Genomic DNA, 18,700 nt, shown 5'->3' with positions numbered 1-18,700 from the left:
GGGCCTTATGGCGACTTACTATAGCAACGATTTTCGTGCTGGTCTTAAAATCATGATGGACGGCGAACCGTATGCGGTTGAAGCCAGCGAATTCGTTAAACCAGGTAAAGGCCAGGCATTTGCGCGCGTTAAGCTGCGTCGCCTGCTGACCGGTACCCGTGTTGAGAAAACCTTCAAATCCACCGACTCCGCTGAAGGCGCTGACGTGGTCGATATGAACCTGACCTTCCTGTACAACGACGGCGAGTTCTATCACTTCATGAACAACGAAACTTTCGAGCAGTTGGCTGCTGACGAGAAAGCCGTTGGTGACAATGCGAAATGGCTGCTGGATCAGGCTGAATGTATCGTGACCCTGTGGAACGGTCAGCCTATCAGCGTGACTCCGCCTAACTTCGTTGAGCTGGAAATCATTGAAACCGATCCAGGCCTGAAAGGTGATACCGCAGGGACTGGCGGCAAGCCAGCAACGCTGTCCACTGGCGCAGTGGTTAAAGTTCCACTGTTCGTTCAGATTGGCGAAGTGATCAAAGTGGATACTCGCTCTGGCGAATACGTATCCCGCGTGAAGTAATTCATGTAAATGATTGAGGCGCAGCGTCTGCTGCGCCTGATTGATTCAGGCAGGGATGATGAAACGTACCGTTAAAATTCTGCTGATGCTGGTGCTCTCCAGCGCGATCCTTTCCGGGTGCAATACCGCACGTGGTGTCGGCGAGGATATTAAAGATCTGGGCCATGTTATTTCCCACGCGGCCAGCTAATCACTTCTAAAACTCCGAAAAAATACGTCCTTTTCCGTCGACCGGCGGGATTTTGTCTATCCTTAAGTGGCTATACACAAATAACATTGGCTATAAAAGGAAGATATATTATGGTTAAGAAAACAATTGCAGCGATCTTTTCTGTACTGGTGCTTTCCTCAGTATTAACCGCATGCAACACCACGCGTGGCGTGGGTGAAGATATCCAAAGCGGCGGTAACGCTATTTCTGGTGCAGCAACAAAAGCACAGAATTAATAGCGGTGTTAACGGACGGTACGGAACTGCCACCGTACCGTCAGCTTGCAACGTCCTGAAGTGTCAAAAACGGTGAAAACCGCGTATCCATATGCAGCTTCATACGGATGTTCCGTTTGTAGGTGTAGACCGTCTTACTGTTAATACTCAGCTTACCGGCAATTTTCTGATTGCTCGCGCCTTCCATCCACAGTGCTAATACTTTCTCTTCCTGGCGGGTCAGGAGCGGCGTCGCAATTTGCGGTATCTCATAGCTGGCACAGGAACTCAGGGCGTCATTAATCACCGTCGCCAGCGTGTAGAGCGGCGTGTTTTTACACAGCGAGGCCCACAGCGGGAACTGTTTTATATATTGCGACATGTCCGTTTTTTCGCTGGATTGCAGCAAAATAAAAGGCCGCGTCTCGCTGGCAATGAGCAGCGAGGAGAGTTGCTGGATATCACCCATATCCTGAGTAAAACTATTTAAGTCAGCAATAATCAGCGTAGGGTTCCATTGCAGGATATGCTCCCGGGCAAGGAACAGGTTGTTAACGCCGGTGACCATAAAAGAGCCGGGGAACAGACCTGAATGATTGAGCCATGCTGCAAACCCTGAGCGGGTGAAGTGACAACGGTCAATCAAGAGAATTTTAAACATGTTTTTTTTCGCATCAGGCAACGGGTTCGGCTTTCTGCCATCAGAAAGCACACCATCATAGGGAAGTCCGATGAGTGATAAATGATGGAACTCCGTTGCATACTGAGGCTATTTCAGGCTTTTACTTACATTCAGCAAACAGATTGAAAAAAAATCACATCTTGCGCAGAATAGGCCTCTCAACTCAGCCTTGCGGGACGACCTGCAAGCGCTTCTCTCACCGGGGACGGCCCCAGACTGTTATTTAAGTTAAGGAGCCTGATATGTCCTGGATAATTCTTTTGATCGCCGGTTTGCTGGAAGTGGTGTGGGCCATTGGCCTGAAATACACCCACGGTTTTACGCGCCTCACGCCCAGCATCATTACCGTCACCGCGATGATTGTCAGTATTGCACTGCTCTCCTGGGCGATGCGCACGCTGCCCGTGGGGACAGCCTATGCCGTGTGGACGGGGATTGGCGCAGTCGGTGCGGCAATTACCGGCATTCTGCTGTTGGGGGAATCCGCGAGTCCGGCGCGTATCGCCAGCCTCGCGTTAATCGTCGCGGGGATTATTGGGCTTAAACTCAGCACCCATTAATGCGGCTGTTCAACCCAGATTAATTTCGACACATCAAACCCTTGTCGGGTCGCGACATCGAGCATTTGCTTTTTCATTTCGTCAGAAATGATCGGTGTACGTGAGAGTATCCACAGATAGTCGCGATCCGGCCCGCAGACCAGCGCATGGCGATATTCCCGGTCCAGCGCAATCACGTTATACCCGCCGTAGAACGGGCCAAAGAACGACACTTTCAGCGCGGCTCTGCTCGGGTCGCCGGTAAAGTAGGCTTTGCCGATCGTCTGCTGCCACATTCCACGCTCTGGATTATATCCCTTATTAATGACCTGAATGCCGCCGTCATCCATGGTGCTGTAGGTCGCAGTGACGCGCTGTAGCCCGCGCTCAAAGCGGTGATCGAGACGGGCGATTTCATACCAGGTACCGAGATAACGCTGTGCATCAAAGTTATTCACTACGGTGACGCCATTCGGCGGGGTAGGGGAACTACAGGCCACAACTAAAAACGCGGCTGTCACCGCGGCGATAACAGGCAAAATGCGCATAGAAGTTTCCTTGCTGTTTTTTTGTTAAGTGTAGATGACAGCAAGGAAAATGCGGGACAAAAGGTTACTGGAGCGCGTCCAGAATACGGAACGCGGCATCTACACGAGCCGGGTTGGGATAGCTTTTATTCGCCAGCATCACGATGCCGAGATCTTTTTCCGGAATAAAGGCCACGTAGCTACCAAATCCGCCGGTGGATCCGGTTTTATGTACCCATGATGCTTTCACGGCAGGCGCAGGCGGATTAATTTCCACTGCAGTCGCCGGCGCCAGCGCCACTTTATTATCGCTGCCGGTCACCACCGTTTTCGCCTTCACCGGCCAGTTCAGCATTTCCCAGCCTAAGCCCTGATACATCTCACCGATCTGCCAGTAGCGCGATTGAGCAAGCGTAATGCCCTGCTGCAGTTTTTGATCGCTTACGGTTGCCGGATTCATGTTGGCCTGCACCCAGCTCGCCATATCCTCAATTGTGGTTTTAACGCCGTAGGCTTCTGCATCCAACTGGCCCGGCGAAACGTGAACCGCTTTGCCGTCGCGATAGCCCCAGGCGTAATGCTGCTGTTCGCTCTCAGGCACGGTCAGCCAGGTGTGATTAAGTTTCAGCGGCTGGAGTACGCGCGTGGTCATGGCCTTTTCAAAGCTCATACCGGAGGGTTTGACCGCAAGCGAACCAAACAGGCCAATGCTGGCGTTCGCGTAAAGACGCTTTTCGCCGGGCGCCCACTGTGGCTGCCAGTTTTGATAGAACTTCAGCAAGGCAGCCCGATCGGTTACTTCATCAGGCACCTGCAACGGCAAACCACCCGCCGTGTAGGTCGCCAGATGAAGCAGGTTAATGTGCTGCCACTGCTTACCCGTCAGCTCAGGCCAGTATTTTGTCACAGGATCGCTCAGGCGAATTTCGCTGCGCGCGATGGCATCGCCGCCCAGCACACCGGTGAAGGTTTTGCTCACGGAACCCAGTTCAAACAACGTTTGCTGAGTGACGGGGCGGTTAGCTTCTATATCGGCTTTACCCCAAGTGAAGAAGTGAGGTTTGCCCTGGTAAATCACCGCGACCGCCATCCCTGGGATAGCCTGCTCCTGCATGAGCGGGGCAATGGTGCGGTTAACGATATCGGCCAGCTGTTTGTCTGTCACGGGGGCCGCGAGCGTTGAGAATGACGCGCTGAGCAGTAACGCACAGCAAAGTGATTTTTTCATCTGAGCATCTTCCATAAAAAAGCCCGCCGGAAGGGCGGGCCGGATGAAGACGCACAATATCAAATTGTGACGATAGCAACCAGGGTGACAACCGTCAGAATGGTTGCCAGACCGTAGAACACCCACTTGCCGTTAGGCACGTGGATTTTCAGGTCATGCATGGCGTGGTGGATGCGATGCAGCCCCAGCCAGAGCGGCAGAACAATCATCAGGAAGATAAACACGCGGCCAATAAAGCTGCTGGCGAACGCAAACACGCGGTCGTAGCCCAGCGCATCGCCAGGGAACAGCCCCAGCGGCAGCAAGATCGCTACCAGCAGGATGATGACCGGTGCGACGATGGCGCTCCACATGCCGCCTGCACCGAACAGGCCCCAGAATACCGGCTCGTCAGAGCGTTTTGGATTGGGATTAATCACTCAGGCCTCCTTACCAGAACAGTGCCACAAACAGAACGACCACAGTCACCACTGCAGTCACCGCCCAAAGCCCTTTAATGACAGGCTCCGGTCCCATTTTCTCGCCTTTCACGATGATGTTTGCTGCTTTCGGCGCCAGCTCAAACCAGGTTTTCGTATGCAGCAGCGCGGCGGCGAGCACGATCAGGTTCAGGATCACCACGATCGGGTTTTGCAGGAAGCCCACAAAACTGGCCCAGGTTTCCGGGCCGTGCTTCAGCGCGAAAAGGCCGTACATCAGTTCAAGGCTGAACCAGACCGCGGGAACCGCCGTGCCTTCACGCAGCATATAGAAGCGATAAAACGGCAGTTTCTTCCACCAGGTGGCTGGCATTGGCCGCACGTAGGCTTTGCGTTTAGTCGTCATCATGCACTCCTTAGCGTGGTTTCAGGGTGGCGATAAGAAAGTCTTTCGAGCTTTCCACTTTACCCTGCTGAATAGCGGCGGCCGGGTCGACATGCTTCGGACACACTTCCGAGCAATAGCCCACAAAGGTGCAACTCCACACGCCGTTCTGGCTGTTCAGCTGCGCCATACGTTCTTTCTTCCCGTGGTCGCGGCTGTCTTCGTTATAACGGTGTGCCAGCGTGATGGCGGCCGGGCCGATAAACTCCGGATTCAGGCCAAACTGCGGGCAGGCGGCGTAGCACAGACCGCAGTTGATGCAGCCGGAGAACTGATGGTATTTCGCCATCTGCGCCGGGGTTTGGGTGTTTGGACCCTGATCCGGTGTGCGCGGGTTGCCAATGATGTACGGCTTAATCGCTTCCAGACTTTCGATAAAGTGGGTCATATCGACCACCAGATCGCGTTCAATCGGGAAGTTACCCAGCGCTTCGACCTTCATGCCCTTGGTGTACTCGCGCAGGAAGGTTTTACAGGCCAGTTTCGGCACTTTGTTGACCATCATGCCGCAGGAGCCGCAGATAGCCATGCGGCAGGACCAGCGATAGCTGAGGTCGGGTGCCAGGTTATCTTTGATGTACCCGAGCGCATCCAGCAGGGAGGTCTGCTCATCAAAAGGCACGTCGTAGAACGCGCTGTGCGGTGCGACATCCACTTCCGGGTTGTAGCGCACCACTTCAATTTTCAACGTCTGCATCTCAGCCATTCGCCTTCTCCTTCTTATCGGCTGCTTCCGCTTCTGCCCCATACACGCGTTTTGCTGGTGGCAGCGTGGTAATTTTCACGTCGCTGTAATCCAGACGAGTGGTACCGTCCGCGTCGCGATAAGCGAGGGTATGCTTGAGGAAATTCACGTCGTCGCGTTCGGTACAGCCTTCGTCCAGACGCTGATGCGCGCCGCGCGACTCTTTACGCGCCAGGGCGGAGTGTGCCATACATTCGGCAACGTTCAGGCCGTGGCCCAGCTCGATGGTGTAGAGCAGGTCGGTGTTAAACACGCTGGAGGTATCGGTAATGCGCACGCGTTTGAAGCGCTCCTGCAGCTCCGCCAGCTTATCGACGGTTTTCTGCATCAGCTCCGGCGTACGGTAGATGCCGCAGCCTTCTTCCATGGAGAGCCCCATTTCGTCGCGGATTTTCGCCCAGTTTTCCGTCCCTTCCTGGTTAACCAGCGCTTTCAGGCGTTTTTCGACATCCACTACCTGCGCGTCCAGCGCGGCGCTGTTGGCTTCACCGGCAGTAGTAGCACGCTCCATCGCACGCTCACCCGCCATACGACCAAACACCACCAGCTCTGCCAGCGAGTTAGAGCCGAGGCGGTTGGCACCGTGCAGGCCGACGGAAGAACACTCCCCGACGGCAAACAGCCCTTTGATGCGTGTTTCGCACTGCTGATCGGTTTCGATACCGCCCATGGTGTAGTGCGCCGTTGGACGCACTGGAATCGGTTCTTTCACCGGGTCGACGCCAACGTAGGCTTTCGCCAGTTCGCAGATGAACGGCAGACGCTCCAGCAATTTCTTCTCGCCCAGATGGCGCAGGTCGAGATAGACCACATCGCCGCGCGGCGTGGAGATGGTGTTACCTTTGCGCCATTCGTGCCAGAACGCCTGAGAAACTTTGTCGCGCGGACCGAGTTCCATGTATTTGTTTTTCGGCTCACCGAGCGGTGTTTCCGGGCCCATGCCGTAATCCTGCAGATAGCGATAGCCATCTTTGTTGACCAGAATACCGCCTTCACCACGGCAGCCTTCCGTCATCAGAATGCCAGAACCCGGCAGACCGGTTGGGTGATACTGCACGAACTCCATGTCGCGCAGCGGAATGCCGTGGCTAAGCGCCATGCCCATGCCATCACCGGTGACGATCCCGCCGTTGGTGTTGTAGCGATAGACGCGTCCTGCACCGCCCGTCGCCATCACTACCGCATTGGCGCGAATCTGAATCAGCGTGCCTTCCATCATGTTCATCGCCACCAGACCACGGGCATGACCGTCGTCAACCAGAATGTCGAGGACGAAGTGTTCGTCGAAGCGTTGAATTTGAGGGAACTGAAGGGAGGTCTGGAACAGGGTGTGGAGCATGTGGAAGCCGGTTTTATCGGCGGCAAACCAGGTGCGTTCGATCTTCATCCCGCCGAAGCGGCGCACGTTAACGCTACCGTCCGGGCGGCGACTCCACGGGCAGCCCCACTGCTCCAGCTGGGTCATTTCCGTCGGGCAGTGATGGACAAAGTAGTCAACGACGTCCTGTTCGCAAAGCCAGTCGCCCCCTGCAACCGTGTCGTGGAAATGGTATTCGAAGCTGTCATGATCCTGCGCGACGGCGGCGGACCCTCCTTCTGCGGCAACCGTGTGGCTGCGCATCGGATAGACTTTTGAAATCAGTGCGATTTTAGCGGTTGGATTCGCTTGTGCTGCAGCAATCGCAGCCCGTAATCCTGCGCCGCCAGCACCTATAACGACAAGATCGGCTTGAAAAGTTTGCACGACATTCCTCCAGATTTTTGTTTTTTCGCAACGTGTGACCTGACAGGTTTCACTTGCCGCAAGGGCGGTTGCGAATGCGTTTCCACTGCTCCTTTATGGGTAAAACAGTATAACCGTATGGATGTGGGGGAAATTTGACGCGTTCGATTTTTTTGCTGTTAAGTCCTGGGATTTATCACCGTAATTGATGGATTGCGTCACGGAATTTAGCGGATTGCTGAATCGAGAAAATTTACTGTGCAAAATTTGTCTCTCTCCCCGCTAACGAGTAGACTTCGTGCCCTTGTCTGAATCCGGAGAAAATTCCCATGAGCGAAACGGCCACCTGGCAGCCGAGCGCAACCATCCCTAACCTGTTAAAACGTGCAGCAATTATGGCAGAAATTCGCCGCTTCTTTGCTGACCGTGGTGTACTTGAGGTGGAAACGCCGTGCATGAGTCAGGCGACGGTAACAGATATTCATCTGGTCCCGTTTGAAACCCGTTTTGTCGGTCCTGGTCACTCTCAGGGGATGAATCTGTACCTGATGACCAGCCCGGAATATCACATGAAGCGCCTGCTGGCGGCGGGCTGTGGCCCGGTGTATCAGCTGTGCCGCAGCTTCCGCAATGAAGAGATGGGGCGTCACCACAACCCAGAATTCACCATGCTGGAGTGGTATCGCCCGCATTACGACATGTACCGTCTGATGAACGAAGTGGACGATCTGCTGCAACAGGTGCTTGAGTGCGCCGGTGCTGAGACGCTCTCTTATCAGCAGGTTTTCCAGCGTCATCTGGAAATCGATCCGCTGTCCGCGGACAAAACGCAGCTGCGTGAAGTGGCGGCGAAGCTGGATCTGAGCAACGTCGCGGATACAGAAGAAGATCGCGATACCTTGCTGCAACTGCTGTTCACCTTTGGCGTAGAGCCGCAGATTGGTAAAGACCGCCCGACCTTTGTCTATCACTTCCCGGCAAGTCAGGCGTCGCTGGCGCAGATCAGCACCGAAGATCACCGCGTCGCCGAGCGTTTTGAGGTCTATTACAAAGGCATGGAACTGGCGAATGGTTTCCACGAGCTGACCGATGCCCGCGAACAGCAGCAGCGCTTCGAACAGGATAACCGCAAGCGTACCGCGCGCGGCCTGCCGCAGCAGCCGATTGATACCCATCTGCTGGAAGCATTAAAAGCCGGTCTGCCAGACTGCTCCGGCGTAGCGCTGGGTGTGGATCGTCTGGTGATGCTGGCGCTCGGTGCCGAGCAATTAGGCGATGTGATTGCGTTTACGGTTGATCGCGCCTAGATAAGCAGCAAAAACCCTCTCGAGAGAGGGTTTTTTATGTGAGCCCTTCTCCTGAGGGAGAGGGCGGGTGAGTGCATCAGACCCTACTCACCCTACAAACTTCCCGCCGGGCGCTTGCGCGCCGCAGACGTCAACGTTCTTCCCGTTTTACGCCCATCGAGTGTTTCCAGACGCATCTGGAACGGTGGGAATGGCATATCAATACCGTGCTCGCGGAACCCGGCCAGAATCAGCTGGTGGATTTCATGACGCAGCGGCATACGGTGGCCCATCTCGGCGGCGTAGATACGCAGTTCGAAAATCTGAATCCCCTGCTGCAAATCGACCAGGAACACTTCCGGTGCCGGGTTATCGATCACCAGCGAACAGCGCTCGGCAGCGGTGTACAAAATCTGCGTCACCTCTTCGCTGTTAGCATCTGATGGCGCCGGAACGGTCAGCACCACACGCGTGACGGAGTCGGACAGCGACCAGTTGATAAACTGCTCGGTGATAAACGCCTTGTTCGGCACGATGATCTCTTTGCGATCCCAGTCGCTGATGGTAGTTGCACGGGTGTTGATCTTGGTGATGCTCCCGGTCAGATCGCGGATCGTCACGGTATCGCCAATGCGGATGGGTTTTTCGAACAGGATGATCAGGCCGGAGATAAAGTTGGCGAAGATCTCCTGCAAACCAAAGCCCAGACCGACACCCAGTGCCGCGACCAGCCATTGCAGTTTGGACCACTCAATCCCAATCATCGAGAAGCCAACCAGTCCGCCAAACAGCAGAATCAGGTATTTGGTAATCGTAGTGATGGCATATCCGGTGCCGGGGGTGAGATCCAGATGCTGTAACAGCGCCAGCTCCAGCAGAGCAGGGAAGTTACGTACCAGTTGGGTGGTAATGATCAGCACCAGAATCGCAATCAACACCGCTCCCAGCGTAATCGGCTCAAGGCTTTCGACGCCCTGCACCGTAGATGTGGCATCCCACAGAGAGATGTTCTCAAGGAAGCCAAACGCCGAGTGGATCTCGGACCACAGTACAATCACCGACAGCAGCGCGATGAGCATCAAGATGGAGCGCACCAGGCGCAAGGACTGGGTACTGATGGCATCCAGATCCAGTTCGACCTCGTCCACTTCCGTTGTGCCTTCAGTGCTGCTGGTGCTGTGCGGATCGTCTTCGCCACGCGCACGCTGGGCGAGGATTTCGGCGCGACGATGTTTGGCACGGTCAAACGCCAGTCGGCGACGCTGAATCAGCATCCAGCGGCGGATAATGTGATACACGACCAGCAGCAGGAACCAGATCGCCACCGACGTTTCCAGACGGGCAAGCAGAGCCTGGGCGGTTGCCAGATACCCAACTGCTGCGGCAAGAATCGCCGCCAGCGGAGCGCTGAGCAGCAGGTTCCACAGCATGCGGTTCACCATGTTTTCGCCGCTGCCGGTTTTGTCGACATACAGCGGAATCCCGGCTCGTTTCAGGCTCAGGGTTACCATCGCCAGCGCGCCGCAGATCAGCATAAAGCACAGACGTCCGAGGGAGCCGGAAAACTCACGGTCGTTGAGATTATCGAACATAATGAGCGCCATAATCAGCGGCACGATAAGCCCGATACTCATCAGGTAATAGCGCATCGCCCGCGTCACGCGCTGGCGCGGCCAGGCGAAGTGGGCGATAAACAGCCCGTTCGGACGGGCAAAGGTCGCGCAAATCATCACCACCCACAGCAACGGCACCGTGGCCGTCACGCCATCGCCAATCGCTACGGCGAGCGGATACGGCCAGGCTTCTCGCAGGCCATAACCCAGCGTCATCCACAGCACCGGCAGCGGGGACGCCACCAGAATCGACCAAAATACGGTGCGCAGCGTGAGCCAGAAGTGGTCCTGCGTCACTTTCCCCACCCGGGCGCTGGAACGCTCCAGGAAACGGGTGAAGTGCCTGCGCGAGTATATGCTAAAACCAACCAGAATCAGCGCGCCGAGCAGCGGGAAAATCGTCTCTTTGCTGGTGAGGATCATCACGCCCGCTTTGCCCAACTGACCAAAGGTATCCAGTGAAATCAGGCGGCGCAGGTCTTGCACGAGGTCAATCGGCCAGGAGATGCTCATCGGGCGCACGTCAGAGGTCCAGAACAGATAGCGGTGCGTGGCTTCGTTCACCTCTTTCAGCGCGTCTTCCAGCTGGCTGTTAGAGACTTTCAGCTTGGTCAGTTCCAGAATCAGCGTGTCGCCGCCCTGCAGCAGAGAGTTCAGCAACTCGCGCTGAGTGCGCAGCTGAGCGTCGAGAATGCGGTTCTCTTCGCTGGTCAACGGCTCGCCATCGGCCTGATGCTGCTGACGGACTTGAGACTGTTTGTTGAGAAGATCTTCATAACGCAAACGCTGGACGCGCAGCTGCGCCATTTCCGTGTCCAACTGCTGCGGCTTAGGCATCTCCGGCAGACGCGCTACCTGAGCGCGTAAGGCTTCGCCCAGCAAATTCGATGAGCCCAGCCACTGGGACTGTTCGCGCAGGGTGTTCAGCGCCTGACGCACCTGTAAGGTTTGATTGGTCGCCTGACGCTGCTGCGAGGCCACCAGATCCATACGCTGGGCCTGCTGGTTCAGGGCTGCGGACAGTTCGCGGTTAATCTTGAACTGCGCCACGATCCCCGCCGGGAGATTTTCGCTGTTTTCTGCCAGCAGCTCGGTGCTCTCCAGCGCGCGTTCTGCCTCGCGCTGACGCTGGCTGTTAAGCTGATTTCGCAGGGCTTGCAGATAGGTATCGAGCTGCTGGCCCTGTTTCTGCGCCAGTTCGGAACGCATTCGCGCCAGTTCCTGACGGTTATTGGCAGACAACTGGGCCAGCTCCAGCTCATCGACCAGGGCTTTCAGTTTGGCCGATTCGGCCTGCAGGCTGAGATTTTGCGGATTATTACCGGGCTGGGTGCCGATACGACGCTCGACTTCGTTCAGCTGGCGGCGAGCATCGGTTTGCTGTTGGGGCAGTTGGCTGAGCGAATCTGCGATTTCACGCGCCCGCTCTTGCTCCTGCTGCGCCTGACGGCTTTTCTCCAGCAGTTGGCTGCTGACCTGCAGGATTTCCTGATTCAGGGCGTCCGTCGTCATGCCCGACGGAACGTTACGCGGCTCATCGCGTAAATTATTCAGCTGCGAGCGGAGCGTTTGGGAGAGTTTGGGGAAGTTATCGATAACCTGCTGATATTGCTCTGCGCGCTCGAGGGAACCTTTACGTTCCTCAAGCGCGTTCAGCGCGGCCTGGAGCTGCTCAACGGCTTCCGGCTGGGCGGGTTTGGCCGCCTTTGCCTGCTCCAGTTCCTGAGAGATCTGTTTGGCATCAGGGGCTGTCGCTGCGTACGCCCCTGTACTGAGGCACCAGGCCATCAGAAAAATGATAATCGGGCGCACTTCAGTAACCCCTTTGGTTAGCCTTGGTCGTTCTTGTCGTCAACCAGCGGACTGGCGTCGTGTTCGGCTTTAATCTCTTCTTCTGCCAGTGGCGCTGGCTCGACTTCTGGTGTCACGAAGGTTTCCGTCGAGATAGCCAGCGGCTGACCAATTTTGGTCACGGACAGGCTTTGCAGAGAATCCACCAGATTCACTTTACCCGGCGCGAACAGGTTGATCACGGTAGAACCCAGTTTGAAGCGACCCATCTCCTGGCCTTTCAGCAGGGCAATCGAGCCTTCGTTTTCGCCAGCCGGCCATGTCCAGCGTTTGATTACACCTTCGCGTGGCGGCGTGATGGTGCCAGCCCAGACGGTTTCGATGCTGCCAACAATGGTAGCACCCACCAGAATCTGCGCCATTGGACCGAATTCAGTATCAAACAGGCAGATGACGCGCTCGTTACGGGCGAACAGGTTCGGGACGTTTTGCGCCGTCAGATGGTTCACGGAGAACAGATCGCCTGGCACGTAGATCATCTCACGCAGGATACCGTTGCACGGCATGTGTACGCGGTGATAGTCGCGCGGCGAGAGGTAGGTGGTGACAAATGAGCCGTTGCGGAACAGGTCTGCCATCAGGTAGTTACCTGCCAGCAGGGCTTCCATGCTGTAGTCGTGGCCTTTGGCCTGCAGGATTTTGTCTTCTTCGATTTTGCCAAGCTGGCTTATCACGCCGTCTGCCGGCATCACCAGCACATTCGGGTCGGTGTTCAGCGGACGAACGTCATCACGCAATGGGCGGACAAAGAAATCGTTAAAGGTGCGGTAGCTGGCGGTGTCCGGCTTCTGCGCCTCTTTCATGTCGACCTTGTAGTATTTAACGAACAGATCGATAACCAGCTTAGTCAGCCAGCCCGCTCGTTTGCTCGCGCCCCAGCCCGCCAGGCGGGTGAGCCATAGTTTAGGCAGAATGTATTGAAGCGAAAGTTTGAATGAGTTTAACAAGGTAGCCTCCAGGCCATTGTTTTGTCGTTCCTGATCCGGCTTCACAGCGCCGGAACCTGAAAAAAGGGGACGATTTTAGCGACGCTTAGCTTAGTTGTCAGTTATCAGAATCAGAAAAGTTTTTACGCGTTTTTACCTGGTCCATGCTTTCGAGGATGCGGTGATAGTTGTAGAAACGGGTTTCGGCAATTTTCCCGGTTTCAACCGCTTCACGAATGGCGCAGCCAGGGTCGTTATCGTGTTTACAGTCGCGGTATTTGCAAGCGCCTAAATAGTCATGGAATTCGACAAATCCATTGAAGATTTGTTCCGGCTCAAGGTGCCACAAACCAAATTCACGCACCCCTGGAGAGTCAATGACATCGCCGCCGTGTGGGAAGTGGTACAGGCGCGAGGCCGTGGTGGTGTGCTGACCCAGCCCGGAGTTGTCGGACACATCGTTGGTCAGGATCTCTTCCTGCAGCCCCAGAAGATTATTTAACAGGCTGGATTTCCCCACGCCAGACTGACCCGCAAAGATGCTGATGCGGTCGGTGAGCGCCTCTTCAAGCGGTTTCAGGCCATCTTTCTTGTGGCTGGAGACCATCAGTACGCGATAGCCAATATTACGGTAGATGTCCATTTGCTCGTTCACAAATGCCATACCGTCGTCATCCAGCAGATCGATTTTGTTGAGCACGATCAGCGGCTCAACGTCCAGCGTTTCGCAGGCCACGAGATAGCGGTCGATAATATTGAGCGAAAGCTCGGGTAAGATCGCCGATACAATCACGATCTGATTGATGTTGGCAGCGATCGGTTTAACGCCGTCGTAGAAGTCGGGGCGTGTCAGAACGGACGTGCGCTCATGAACCGCTTCGACGATCCCTTTTACGTTGACACCTTCGGACGCCGCTTTGCCTGGACGCCATACCACGCGGTCACCGGTCACCAGTGAACGGATGGTGCGACGAATGTTGCAGCGGTGGACGCTACCGTCGGCGGCTTCCACATCGGCGTGCATGCCGAAACGGCTGATCACCATGCCTTCGGTCGTTTCGCCAAACAGGTTGTCGTCGTAATCGGGTTTCTCCGAAGTGGTCTTAAGACGGCGCTGATGGTTGGCACTCACACGGCGCTGTTGCCCTTTGGAGAGTTTATTTTTACTCAATCGTGCTGACTCCTGGTCGCCCGTATCGGGCAAAACCTCTATGATACACACTAATTAATACTAGTTAACCTGCTACTGCCGGTTATGCGAGAAGGGTGGAAAATAACATGAGCGCGGATGAAAACAACCTGATTTGGATTGATCTTGAAATGACCGGTCTGGATCCCGAGCGCGATCGCATCATTGAGATCGCAACGCTGGTGACCGATGCCAACCTGAACATTCTGGCGGAAGGCCCGACCATTGCGGTACATCAGTCTGACGAACAGCTGGCGCTGATGGACGACTGGAACGTGCGCACCCATACCGGCAGCGGACTGGTAGAGCGCGTGAAAGCCAGCACTCAGGGCGATCGCGACGCGGAGCTGGCGACCATTGAGTTTCTGAAACAGTGGGTGCCTGCCGGTAAATCACCGATCTGCGGTAACAGCATCGGCCAGGATCGCCGCTTCCTGTTTAAGTACATGCCGGAGCTTGAAGCCTATTTCCATTACCGCTATCTGGATGTCAGCACCCTGAAAGAGCTGGCGCGTCGCTGGAAACCGGAAATTCTGGATGGCTTTAAGAAGCAGGGCACCCATCAGGCGATGGACGATATTCGTGAGTCGGTGGCTGAGCTGGCGTATTACCGCGAAAACTTTATTAAGTTGTAAGTTTGCTGCCCGGCGCGCTTGCGCAGCCGGGTTTTTGCCGTTAAATTGTGCAGCTTGCCGATTAATTAGGCACTTGAACAGGATTTCAAAAAAATCGCTTTCAGGGGGGTTGCAGCTAAAAGGATTTCTCGTATAATGCGCCTCCCGTAACGACAGAGAATTACACGTTACGACAGCAACAAATTTTTGCGGGAATAGCTCAGTTGGTAGAGCACGACCTTGCCAAGGTCGGGGTCGCGAGTTCGAGTCTCGTTTCCCGCTCCAAATTTGAAAAGTATCGCAAGATGTACGCACCACCCAAGCGGGAATAGCTCAGTTGGTAGAGCACGACCTTGCCAAGGTCGGGGTCGCGAGTTCGAGTCTCGTTTCCCGCTCCAAAATTTGAAAAGTGTCGCAAGACACGCACCACCCAAGCGGGAATAGCTCAGTTGGTAGAGCACGACCTTGCCAAGGTCGGGGTCGCGAGTTCGAGTCTCGTTTCCCGCTCCAAATTCTTCTTCATACCCAGTTTATCCACAGCGAAATGCTTCGTTGGGGACGCTTTCTTTTGTTTCTGACAAACTCTTGTGAACAGAGTTATCCACAGATCCCACTATTTTGCTAAAAGCCCAAAAACCTTCGCAGGGTGAACGGTATATTCATAACCAATTGAATATAAAGCTAAAAATATCATTTCAAAATGTTATTGAGATCTCTTGACCTCTCTGCAAAGCCCGATGGTTGCTGACTTCATGATTTTATTCACAGGCTGTGAATAGTTCAGGCGTCGCGCACAAGCCCCTTTTCGATCACTCTCACCAGACGTTTTTTCTGAGGTAATTGCACCTCGACTACACAGGCGTTTCGCTTCTCAATTTGCTGCGCAATCGCCCATTCTATGTGTTCGTCGAGAAGTGGGTGCTCACCTCTGCGCTTTTCAAGCGCCTGAATATTGGCCTCGTCCCAGGGAGCATTTCCTAGCGCAACGGCAATATTTCTCAGCCAGCGCAGATGGCCGATACGGCGAATTGCCGAACCTTCGGTGATCCTGAGGAAATACGGTTCGTCCCAGGCAAACAGCTCCGTCAGTTTCGGCGCATGTAACGCTTTACGCGGACTAAAATCGTCTTCATCCGTGAGCTGCGAGTAGCGATTCCAGGGGCAGATGAGCTGACAGTCGTCACAGCCATAAATTCGATTGCCAATCAGCGGGCGGAACTCTTCGGGGATCGCCCCTTCCAGTTCGATGGTGAGATACGAGATGCAGCGGCGTGCATCCACGGTGTAAGGCTCGACAATCGCTCCTGTCGGGCAGATGGTCATGCACGCTACGCAGCGACCACACCCTTCTTCGACCGGGCCGTCGACCGGCAGCGGCAAATCAATCAGCAATTCACCGAGAAAGAAGAATGAGCCTGCGTCGCGGCTGAGGATAAGTGAGTGCTTACCTGTCCAGCCAAGCCCGGCTTTTTCAGCGATAGGGCGCTCAAGAATAGGCGCAGAGTCGACAAAAGGTCTAAAATTCAGCGAGCCGCAGTGCTGCTGGATAGTTTCCCCGAGTTTTTTTAAGCGGTTACGCAAAAGCTTATGATAATCACGCCCAAGCGCATATCGGCTGACGTAACCCAGGGAGGGATCTTTCAACGTGCGGGCAAACGCCGCGTTAGCGGGGAGGTAGTTCATGCGAACGCTAATGACGCGCAGGGTACCCGGTAAAAGCTCGTGGGGCCGGGCGCGCATCATCCCGTGACGCGCCATCCACTCCATTTCGCCGTGGTATTGTTTGTCCAGCCAGGCCTGCAGTTTTGGCTCGCTCGCGGAAAGATCAGTATCGGTGATACCGACTTTCTGAAAGCCAAGCTCAGCGCCCCATTGTTTAATGTTTTGCGCTAATTGATTGAGATCGAGGGGCTGTGACATGACGGACCATACGGTGAAGAAAATCCCCGCAAGTATACCACATTCCATTTGGCCTGCGGATGACCTGCGACGCGCTGAAAAAGAGGCGGCAGATAGCCTGGGCATTACCCTGTATGAGCTGATGCTCCGCGCGGGCGAAGCGGCGTTTCGCGTTGCGCGTGAAGCCTATCCGCACGCCACTCATTGGTTGATTCTTTGCGGGCACGGCAATAACGGCGGCGATGGCTACGTGGTGGCCCGACTGGCCGCCGCCGCTGGCCTGAATGTGACCCTGCTGGCACTGGAGAGCGACAAACCGTTGCCAGACGAGGCGAGCGAAGCCCGAGACGCCTGGCTAAACGCCGGTGGCGTGATCCATGCTGCGGATATCGTCTGGCCAGAGGGTATCGATCTGATTATTGATGGTTTACTCGGCACCGGGCTGAGCCAGGCTCCGCGCGAGAACGTTGCGACACTGATTGAACATGCCAACAGCCATCCCGCTCCCGTAATCGCCCTGGATATTCCTTCGGGCCTGCTGGCGCAAACGGGCGCGACGCCTGGCGCGGTGATTCACGCCACGGCTACCGTGACCTTTATCGCCCTTAAACCTGGATTGTTGACCGGCAAAGCACGTGATGTGGTGGGGACACTTCACCATCATGCACTCGGCCTGGATAGCTGGCTTGCGGGCCAGGAGACGTCGCTTTCCCGTTTTGATGCTTCCCAGCTTGCGCAGTGGCTGCCGCCGCGCCGTCCGACGTCCCACAAAGGCGATCACGGAAAACTGGTGGTCATAGGTGGCGATCACGGCACGGCAGGGGCGATTCGCATGACCGGAGAGGCCGCTCTGCGAGCGGGCGCGGGTCTGGTGCGAGTGCTCACTCGCATCGAAAACATCCCGCCGTTAATTACCGCTCGCCCTGAACTGATGGTCAGCGAACTCACGCCGCACTCTCTCGAAGAGAGCCTGGCCTGGGCGGACGTGGTGGCGATAGGCCCGGGGCTGGGTCAACAGGATTGGGGCAAAAAAGCGCTACAGAAAGTCGAGAATTGCCGTAAACCGATGCTGTGGGATGCCGACGCGCTGAACCTTCTGGCAATCAATCCTGATAAACGTCACAATCGCATCCTGACGCCACACCCCGGCGAAGCCGCGCGGCTGCTTAACTGCAGCGTCGCAGAAATTGAAAGCGATCGCTTACTTTCTGCGCAGCGTCTGGTAAAACGTTATGGGGGTGTTGCGGTTCTGAAAGGGGCAGGCACGATAGTGGCCTGTGAATCTGGCGCGTTGGGCATTATCGACGCGGGCAATGCGGGAATGGCAAGTGGCGGAATGGGCGATGTGCTCTCCGGCATTATCAGCGCGTTGCTTGGACAGAAACTTACCCCTTATGATGCAGCTATTGCAGGCTGCGTGGCGCACGGTGCCGCCGCTGATAGAGTGGCGGTGCAGTATGGAACGCGCGGCATGCTGGCCACCGATATTTTTGACACGCTGCGGCGTGTTGTTAACCCGGATGTGATTGACGTAGAAAATGACTAATCGTGTGATTGCTTTACCCGACGAGCAGGCAACTTTGGATCTCGGCAAGCGCCTGGCACTGGCCTGTGACGGTGCCACCGTCATCTATCTGTACGGTGATTTGGGCGCGGGTAAAACCACCTTCAGCCGGGGTTTTTTACAGGCGCTAGGCCACAAAGGGAATGTAAAAAGCCCGACCTATACCCTGGTCGAACCCTACACGCTCGACAATCTGATGGTATATCACTTTGATCTTTACCGTCTTGCGGACCCAGAGGAGCTGGAATTTATGGGTATCCGTGACTATTTCGCCAACGATGCCATTTGCCTGGTGGAGTGGCCGCAACAAGGTGCGGGTGTGTTGCCTGACCCGGATGTCGAAATTCACTTAGATTACCAGGCGCAAGGGCGTGAGGCACGCATCAGTGCAGTTTCCTCATCAGGCTGTTCCTTGCTGGCTCGCTTAGCCAGCTGAATGAAGGGATAACG

General features: G+C 55.5%; 19 protein-coding genes and 3 tRNA genes. 11 read left to right on the top strand and 11 right to left on the bottom strand.

Annotated elements, in window-relative coordinates; all coding sequences use genetic code 11:
• Nucleotides 1-7: 7 nt before the first annotated feature.
• The 3 genes from efp (at nucleotide 8) to ecnB (ending at nucleotide 1,021) form a co-directional block, all read left to right on the top strand.
• The gene (gene efp, locus OVA10_RS22455; protein WP_095280459.1) at nucleotides 8-574 is read left to right on the top strand and encodes an elongation factor P; all 567 of its coding nucleotides are present in this window, start codon (nucleotides 8-10) and stop codon (nucleotides 572-574) included.
• 58 nt (nucleotides 575-632) lie between these two features.
• Nucleotides 633-764 carry an entericidin A/B family lipoprotein gene (locus tag OVA10_RS22450; RefSeq protein ID WP_100777914.1) on the top strand — a complete coding sequence of 44 codons (132 nt, stop codon included), beginning with the start codon at nucleotides 633-635 and terminating at the stop codon, nucleotides 762-764.
• Between the two features lie 110 nt (nucleotides 765-874).
• Nucleotides 875-1,021 carry a lipoprotein toxin entericidin B gene (gene ecnB / locus OVA10_RS22445; protein WP_100777913.1) on the top strand — a complete coding sequence of 49 codons (147 nt, stop codon included), beginning with the start codon at nucleotides 875-877 and terminating at the stop codon, nucleotides 1,019-1,021.
• A gap of 40 nt (nucleotides 1,022-1,061) precedes the next feature.
• Here ecnB and OVA10_RS22440 read toward each other — a convergent pair whose 3' ends face one another.
• On the bottom strand, nucleotides 1,062-1,661 hold the full coding sequence (locus tag OVA10_RS22440; RefSeq protein ID WP_100780775.1) for a LuxR C-terminal-related transcriptional regulator: 600 nt from the start codon (nucleotides 1,659-1,661) through the stop codon (nucleotides 1,062-1,064).
• Between the two features lie 263 nt (nucleotides 1,662-1,924).
• On the opposite strand from OVA10_RS22440, the gene sugE reads away from it, so the two are divergent.
• On the top strand, nucleotides 1,925-2,242 hold the full coding sequence (gene sugE / locus OVA10_RS22435) for a quaternary ammonium compound efflux SMR transporter SugE (RefSeq protein WP_100777912.1): 318 nt from the start codon (nucleotides 1,925-1,927) through the stop codon (nucleotides 2,240-2,242).
• Here the strand turns inward: sugE and OVA10_RS22430 are convergent.
• The 6 genes from OVA10_RS22430 to frdA form a co-directional block, all read right to left on the bottom strand.
• On the bottom strand, nucleotides 2,239-2,769 hold the full coding sequence (locus OVA10_RS22430) for a lipocalin family protein (RefSeq protein WP_268196820.1): 531 nt from the start codon (nucleotides 2,767-2,769) through the stop codon (nucleotides 2,239-2,241). The genes sugE and OVA10_RS22430 overlap by 4 nt on opposite strands.
• Before the next feature lie 64 nt (nucleotides 2,770-2,833).
• Complete coding sequence (gene ampC, locus OVA10_RS22425) at nucleotides 2,834-3,976, bottom strand: CMY2/MIR/ACT/EC family class C beta-lactamase (protein ID WP_268196819.1); 1,143 nt, start codon at nucleotides 3,974-3,976, stop codon at nucleotides 2,834-2,836.
• 59 nt (nucleotides 3,977-4,035) lie between these two features.
• Nucleotides 4,036-4,395, bottom strand: a complete 360-nt coding sequence (gene frdD, locus OVA10_RS22420; protein ID WP_102104428.1) for a fumarate reductase subunit FrdD — start codon at nucleotides 4,393-4,395, stop codon at nucleotides 4,036-4,038.
• A 10-nt stretch (nucleotides 4,396-4,405) separates the two neighbouring features.
• Entirely contained in the window at nucleotides 4,406-4,801 is a 396-nt protein-coding gene (frdC, locus tag OVA10_RS22415) for a fumarate reductase subunit FrdC (RefSeq protein WP_100777909.1), read from the bottom strand.
• Nucleotides 4,802-4,811: 10 nt separating this feature from the next.
• Complete coding sequence (locus OVA10_RS22410; RefSeq protein WP_100777908.1) at nucleotides 4,812-5,546, bottom strand: succinate dehydrogenase/fumarate reductase iron-sulfur subunit; 735 nt, start codon at nucleotides 5,544-5,546, stop codon at nucleotides 4,812-4,814.
• The gene (frdA, locus tag OVA10_RS22405) at nucleotides 5,539-7,329 is read right to left on the bottom strand and encodes a fumarate reductase (quinol) flavoprotein subunit (protein WP_107702403.1); all 1,791 of its coding nucleotides are present in this window, start codon (nucleotides 7,327-7,329) and stop codon (nucleotides 5,539-5,541) included. The genes OVA10_RS22410 and frdA overlap by 8 nt, the downstream gene beginning before the upstream one ends.
• A gap of 308 nt (nucleotides 7,330-7,637) precedes the next feature.
• Between frdA and epmA the strand changes: the two genes are divergently transcribed.
• The gene (gene epmA, locus OVA10_RS22400) at nucleotides 7,638-8,615 is read left to right on the top strand and encodes an elongation factor P--(R)-beta-lysine ligase (protein WP_194514478.1); all 978 of its coding nucleotides are present in this window, start codon (nucleotides 7,638-7,640) and stop codon (nucleotides 8,613-8,615) included.
• A 92-nt stretch (nucleotides 8,616-8,707) separates the two neighbouring features.
• Here epmA and mscM read toward each other — a convergent pair whose 3' ends face one another.
• From mscM to rsgA, 3 genes are all read right to left on the bottom strand, one after another.
• Nucleotides 8,708-12,019 carry a miniconductance mechanosensitive channel MscM gene (gene mscM, locus OVA10_RS22395; protein ID WP_102104430.1) on the bottom strand — a complete coding sequence of 1,104 codons (3,312 nt, stop codon included), beginning with the start codon at nucleotides 12,017-12,019 and terminating at the stop codon, nucleotides 8,708-8,710.
• 17 nt (nucleotides 12,020-12,036) lie between these two features.
• Entirely contained in the window at nucleotides 12,037-13,005 is a 969-nt protein-coding gene (gene asd / locus OVA10_RS22390; protein ID WP_102104431.1) for an archaetidylserine decarboxylase, read from the bottom strand.
• A gap of 97 nt (nucleotides 13,006-13,102) precedes the next feature.
• The gene (gene rsgA / locus OVA10_RS22385) at nucleotides 13,103-14,155 is read right to left on the bottom strand and encodes a small ribosomal subunit biogenesis GTPase RsgA (protein WP_268196818.1); all 1,053 of its coding nucleotides are present in this window, start codon (nucleotides 14,153-14,155) and stop codon (nucleotides 13,103-13,105) included.
• A 107-nt stretch (nucleotides 14,156-14,262) separates the two neighbouring features.
• Here rsgA and orn point away from each other — a divergent pair, with 107 nt between their 5' ends.
• From orn to OVA10_RS22365, 4 genes are all read left to right on the top strand, one after another.
• Nucleotides 14,263-14,808 carry an oligoribonuclease gene (orn, locus tag OVA10_RS22380; RefSeq protein WP_100777902.1) on the top strand — a complete coding sequence of 182 codons (546 nt, stop codon included), beginning with the start codon at nucleotides 14,263-14,265 and terminating at the stop codon, nucleotides 14,806-14,808.
• 188 nt (nucleotides 14,809-14,996) lie between these two features.
• Nucleotides 14,997-15,072: transfer RNA gene (locus tag OVA10_RS22375), tRNA-Gly, on the top strand.
• Nucleotides 15,073-15,109: 37 nt separating this feature from the next.
• Nucleotides 15,110-15,185 (top strand) — tRNA-Gly (locus OVA10_RS22370).
• Nucleotides 15,186-15,221: 36 nt separating this feature from the next.
• Nucleotides 15,222-15,297: transfer RNA gene (locus OVA10_RS22365), tRNA-Gly, on the top strand.
• A gap of 270 nt (nucleotides 15,298-15,567) precedes the next feature.
• On the opposite strand, the gene queG is transcribed toward OVA10_RS22365, so the two are convergent.
• Complete coding sequence (gene queG / locus OVA10_RS22360; protein ID WP_102104433.1) at nucleotides 15,568-16,707, bottom strand: tRNA epoxyqueuosine(34) reductase QueG; 1,140 nt, start codon at nucleotides 16,705-16,707, stop codon at nucleotides 15,568-15,570.
• On the opposite strand from queG, the gene nnr reads away from it, so the two are divergent.
• Both nnr and tsaE read left to right on the top strand, forming a co-directional pair.
• Entirely contained in the window at nucleotides 16,706-18,232 is a 1,527-nt protein-coding gene (gene nnr, locus OVA10_RS22355) for a bifunctional ADP-dependent NAD(P)H-hydrate dehydratase/NAD(P)H-hydrate epimerase (protein ID WP_268196817.1), read from the top strand. The two genes, queG and nnr, sit on opposite strands and share 2 nt — an antisense overlap.
• Nucleotides 18,225-18,686, top strand: a complete 462-nt coding sequence (gene tsaE, locus OVA10_RS22350) for a tRNA (adenosine(37)-N6)-threonylcarbamoyltransferase complex ATPase subunit type 1 TsaE (protein ID WP_100777899.1) — start codon at nucleotides 18,225-18,227, stop codon at nucleotides 18,684-18,686. The genes nnr and tsaE overlap by 8 nt, the downstream gene beginning before the upstream one ends.
• The last annotated feature ends 14 nt before the right edge of the window (nucleotides 18,687-18,700 follow it).

The organism is Lelliottia sp. SL45 (assembly GCF_026672535.1).
Classification (GTDB): domain Bacteria; phylum Pseudomonadota; class Gammaproteobacteria; order Enterobacterales; family Enterobacteriaceae; genus Enterobacter; species Enterobacter nimipressuralis.
This window is presented reverse-complemented; position numbering and strand designations above follow the sequence as displayed.

What these genes read in the sequence shown, in the direction of transcription:
- efp (WP_095280459.1), top strand. Translation starts at nt 8, where the DNA reads ATGGCGACTTACTATAGCAACGATTTTCGTGCTGGTCTTAAAATCATG.
- ampC (WP_268196819.1), bottom strand. Translation starts at nt 3,976, where the DNA reads ATGAAAAAATCACTTTGCTGTGCGTTACTGCTCAGCGCGTCATTCTCA.
- ecnB (WP_100777913.1), top strand. Translation starts at nt 875, where the DNA reads ATGGTTAAGAAAACAATTGCAGCGATCTTTTCTGTACTGGTGCTTTCC.
- OVA10_RS22450 (WP_100777914.1), top strand. Translation starts at nt 633, where the DNA reads ATGAAACGTACCGTTAAAATTCTGCTGATGCTGGTGCTCTCCAGCGCG.
- OVA10_RS22440 (WP_100780775.1), bottom strand. Translation starts at nt 1,661, where the DNA reads ATGTTTAAAATTCTCTTGATTGACCGTTGTCACTTCACCCGCTCAGGG.
- tsaE (WP_100777899.1), top strand. Translation starts at nt 18,225, where the DNA reads ATGACTAATCGTGTGATTGCTTTACCCGACGAGCAGGCAACTTTGGAT.
- queG (WP_102104433.1), bottom strand. Translation starts at nt 16,707, where the DNA reads ATGTCACAGCCCCTCGATCTCAATCAATTAGCGCAAAACATTAAACAA.
- OVA10_RS22410 (WP_100777908.1), bottom strand. Translation starts at nt 5,546, where the DNA reads ATGGCTGAGATGCAGACGTTGAAAATTGAAGTGGTGCGCTACAACCCG.
- frdC (WP_100777909.1), bottom strand. Translation starts at nt 4,801, where the DNA reads ATGACGACTAAACGCAAAGCCTACGTGCGGCCAATGCCAGCCACCTGG.
- nnr (WP_268196817.1), top strand. Translation starts at nt 16,706, where the DNA reads ATGACGGACCATACGGTGAAGAAAATCCCCGCAAGTATACCACATTCC.
- sugE (WP_100777912.1), top strand. Translation starts at nt 1,925, where the DNA reads ATGTCCTGGATAATTCTTTTGATCGCCGGTTTGCTGGAAGTGGTGTGG.
- epmA (WP_194514478.1), top strand. Translation starts at nt 7,638, where the DNA reads ATGAGCGAAACGGCCACCTGGCAGCCGAGCGCAACCATCCCTAACCTG.
- OVA10_RS22430 (WP_268196820.1), bottom strand. Translation starts at nt 2,769, where the DNA reads ATGCGCATTTTGCCTGTTATCGCCGCGGTGACAGCCGCGTTTTTAGTT.
- orn (WP_100777902.1), top strand. Translation starts at nt 14,263, where the DNA reads ATGAGCGCGGATGAAAACAACCTGATTTGGATTGATCTTGAAATGACC.